The sequence below is a fragment of the Chitinimonas sp. BJB300 genome (assembly GCF_002735695.1).
In the GTDB taxonomy this organism is placed as follows: domain Bacteria; phylum Pseudomonadota; class Gammaproteobacteria; order Burkholderiales; family Chitinimonadaceae; genus Chitinimonas.
Genome location: NZ_PDZH01000242.1, coordinates 1 through 2,978, shown reverse-complemented (window position 1 = coordinate 2,978; position 2,978 = coordinate 1). Strand labels below are relative to the sequence as shown.

The following is a 2,978-nucleotide window of genomic DNA, read 5'->3' as shown; positions in this document are numbered from 1 at the left end:
AATGCCTGAGCATCAAGACGCAGAAGAACCCATTCGCACTTTGCCGCAAGTTACTGATCAACGCCTCCCGCGCGGCTTATGATCAGTTACAGCTGCTTCTCGCAGCTACTGCGTAACATCAGTTACAGGTTCTACGACTCATTCTTTCTAGATTCGGCAGCAAGGTCAGGGCGTGCAGTAAGCACCATGTCCTTCAACGCCTGGCTGATTAGTGGCCAATTCGTCAGCAACTGGCGCAGCCGCCAAGGCTGGTTGACCAGCAAGGCGCCTGCTGCTGCACCCAGGGCGATAACAACGGGAGAATTGGTCAGCAGATATTCCAGATGGCGGCGGGCATTGCCCCAGGACTGGTGGACGATGGCTTTGCGCAGCACGATATTGGCAGCCAAATAATCGCAGCGCTCACGGCGATGACGGAGCCTCATAGCTGTCCCCTCATCAACCCGCGCACACGCGAGAATGTCATATCCTTGAGGCAACGTCTGGCCAATATATGCGTTTGCCAGGCGAGTACGGCATTGGCGAGGCTGACGACCAGCGTGGCATAGAACCAGGGCAAGCCTAATTCCATTGCTCCGGCGATAAGGGCGACATTGATACTGAGCCAGCAGGTAGCGGCGGCGATGGCGGAAACGAGCAGCCAACGGGTGCCAACTGTTGCGCTTTCCAGCGCGAGATAGCACTCCTCGCGAAGCAGCTTGGTGGACTCTTCGCAGATGGCAGTGACTTGGTGGCGTATGGTTTCGCTTTCTTGCAGCAGGATGTGCAAGATATCCAACGTATCGGGTGGCGGTGGCGCGGTTTTATCCATCTGCTCGGTGAGAGGGGGCATAACAGCCATGGTGCGTGCTCCTGAGAGAAGATGATGGCTTAGCTATGCAATTCCCATTCCAACAGGATTGCGCGCCGGCCAGCGAGACTTCCCGGCAGGACATTTCCGATGGTTGCGGCCTGACCGGACAGTGCAGCTTGCCCGGTCAAGCATTGCGTCTTGGTGATTGTATGGGCAGGCAACCTACCCAGATTCTGGTAGGCCACCCGACTCTGAACAAGACCTAGGACTTCAAGGCAGCGTCATTTTCGCCCATATTTTCAAGCTGTTTACGGGTAGTGGCGTGCTTTACCCCGCAGACCAGGGCGGATAGTGCGGCGATCCAGATCAGGCGTTTCATGTTCGGCTCCTTATTGGTGTTGTGAGGGATGCGGCCGGTTTGAATGGGTCGGTTGCTTAAGCAGTAAGGCAGGTTTTGTGCCGTGGTCCTGCCAGCGAAACGGTGTTATTCCTGTTCCTGAACGCAGCAGGGTTTACAACGCCGGATTGTAAATTCATCCATCGTTACCGCTTATTTCCCAGGAAAAGCCCCGAAAACAGGGCATGCAGCCGTAGGCACACATCATGCGTATGTAGTGCTAGGAGTCTGGCAGGAACGTAAGGTGGTTTTCATAACACCTTCCCAACTGGCCAAGCTTTTCTTTGCTACTTACCAACTATTGAACGGAGAACACCATGGAAGCCAATCCAAGTATCTCGGGCGGCGCCAAGCAGCCTACCAATCCTCAAACCAACAATGGCAGCAAGCCCGCAGGCAATCCAAGCAGTGGTGCAACCCGCTGGCAGGAAGCTGCGGCCAAGGGCCGGTCAAAGCGCGAAGGCAGTGCTACACAGGAGCAGTTCCAGAAGGATCTCTCCGCCTTTGTCAGTGATGTCGAGTCCCTTCTAAGCCGTGGCGGTAGCTTGTCAGCAGAAGCGTTGCAAGTTTCGAAGGAACAGCTGAGCGAGAAGATGCTGGGCATTAAGGAACAACTGAGCGAATTTAGCGAGAAGTACAGTGAAACCACCAGCCATGCCGTGGATATTGCGCAGGATTACGTACGTTCACGCCCGCTTCAATCCGTCGGTATCGCCTTCGGCGTCGGCGCGGTTGTCGGCCTATTGGTTGGCAAGAACCGTTAAGCCGCTTGCACTTGGCGGTGTGCTCCGGTTGTTACAGGGAGTGCACCGCGGGGCCTTGCCATTAGCCGTGGATAAACCAAATTCATGCATGCAACACAGTTAGCAGGGCAGCGTGCCGCGCAACGCGCAGGGCTTCATTATGTCTGTAATGAAAGCGCCGGTATTTCGCGCCACCGCAGTGGTAGTGGTTTTCGCTATATCGATGCCACTGGCCATGTAGTGCGGGTTCGCGCTGAGTTGGAACGCATCCGCGCGCTTGCCATTCCACCGGCTTGGCGGGATGTATGGATCTGTACCGATCTGCTAAGTCCAACAGCAGCGCATCCAATTTTCCTTCCGGGGTAAGTCCGGCCAATTCCAAAAAATCGCGTTCCAGGATGCGCGCTTGGCGGCGTTGATCGAGCGCTGCCGGCAATCGCCGGGCGCGATGTTGATCCAGTTTGTGGACGATGAAGGCAGTCAGCAGGTTATTGATGCCAATGCTGTGAATGCTATTTGCGTGAAATAGGCGGCGAGGCGTTTTCCGCCAAGGACTTTCGCACCTGGGCGGGTACTTTATTGGCTGTCAGCGCGTTACGCGAGGTAGATGCTTCCCTGCCGGCCCAACAGCAGCTAAGCCAGGCGATGACGGAAGTGTCTGCGCAGTTGGGTAATACGGTGGCAGTGTGTAAACCCTGTTATGTACACCCCGGCTGTGTTTGAAGCGCACATGCCCAGGGTTGGCTGGCCGGTGTGACAGCTGTAGGGCCTTAACGGGCTGAAAAGCGGCGTTATGGCTTAGGGGCCGGCGAACGTACGATGCTCGCGGTACTGAAGAAATACGTTTCCTGTCAAAAGCGAAGCGGAGAGAACGGTGCAGCGGCATGAATAAAAAGAGGGGACCCATTGGGTTCCCTCTTTTTATGTGCGCCCAGCATGGGCGCACTCCTGCGGGTGGAAGTCCCGCCGTAAGTTGATCACAGCGAACGAAGTGAAGCGCAACTGCGTGAGGGCGACCGAGCGTGGGAAGGAAGCGTGGATCGTA

At 56.0% G+C, this 2,978-nt stretch carries 7 protein-coding genes; 5 read left to right on the top strand and 2 right to left on the bottom strand.

Annotated features, from left to right (window positions below; translation table 11 throughout):
* Nucleotides 1-131 precede the first annotated feature (131 nt).
* Both CSQ89_RS20760 and CSQ89_RS20755 read right to left on the bottom strand, forming a co-directional pair.
* Entirely contained in the window at nt 132-425 is a 294-nt protein-coding gene (locus CSQ89_RS20760; RefSeq protein WP_099407889.1) for a hypothetical protein, read from the bottom strand.
* Nucleotides 422-841: a hypothetical protein gene (locus CSQ89_RS20755; protein WP_099407888.1), complete on the bottom strand. Its 420-nt coding sequence runs from the start codon at nt 839-841 to the stop codon at nt 422-424. Before CSQ89_RS20755 ends, CSQ89_RS20760 begins: the two co-directional genes overlap by 4 nt.
* Before the next feature lie 35 nt (nt 842-876).
* Between CSQ89_RS20755 and CSQ89_RS20750 the strand changes: the two genes are divergently transcribed.
* The 5 genes from CSQ89_RS20750 to CSQ89_RS22305 all read left to right on the top strand — a co-directional run bounded on the left by CSQ89_RS20750 (nt 877) and on the right by CSQ89_RS22305 (nt 2,656).
* Nucleotides 877-1,059: a hypothetical protein gene (locus tag CSQ89_RS20750; RefSeq protein ID WP_099407887.1), complete on the top strand. Its 183-nt coding sequence runs from the start codon at nt 877-879 to the stop codon at nt 1,057-1,059.
* 448 nt (nt 1,060-1,507) lie between these two features.
* Nucleotides 1,508-1,954, top strand: a complete 447-nt coding sequence (locus tag CSQ89_RS20745) for a DUF883 family protein (RefSeq protein WP_099407886.1) — start codon at nt 1,508-1,510, stop codon at nt 1,952-1,954.
* An 84-nt stretch (nt 1,955-2,038) separates the two neighbouring features.
* On the top strand, nt 2,039-2,299 hold the full coding sequence (locus CSQ89_RS20740; protein WP_099407885.1) for a hypothetical protein: 261 nt from the start codon (nt 2,039-2,041) through the stop codon (nt 2,297-2,299).
* A 40-nt stretch (nt 2,300-2,339) separates the two neighbouring features.
* Nucleotides 2,340-2,462 (top strand): hypothetical protein, encoded by a 123-nt coding sequence (locus CSQ89_RS23575; RefSeq protein WP_255408664.1) that lies wholly within the window; start codon nt 2,340-2,342, stop codon nt 2,460-2,462.
* Nucleotides 2,450-2,656, top strand: coding sequence for a hypothetical protein (locus CSQ89_RS22305; protein WP_139022807.1), 207 nt, complete (start codon nt 2,450-2,452; stop codon nt 2,654-2,656). Before CSQ89_RS23575 ends, CSQ89_RS22305 begins: the two co-directional genes overlap by 13 nt.
* Nucleotides 2,657-2,978: the final 322 nt, after the last annotated feature.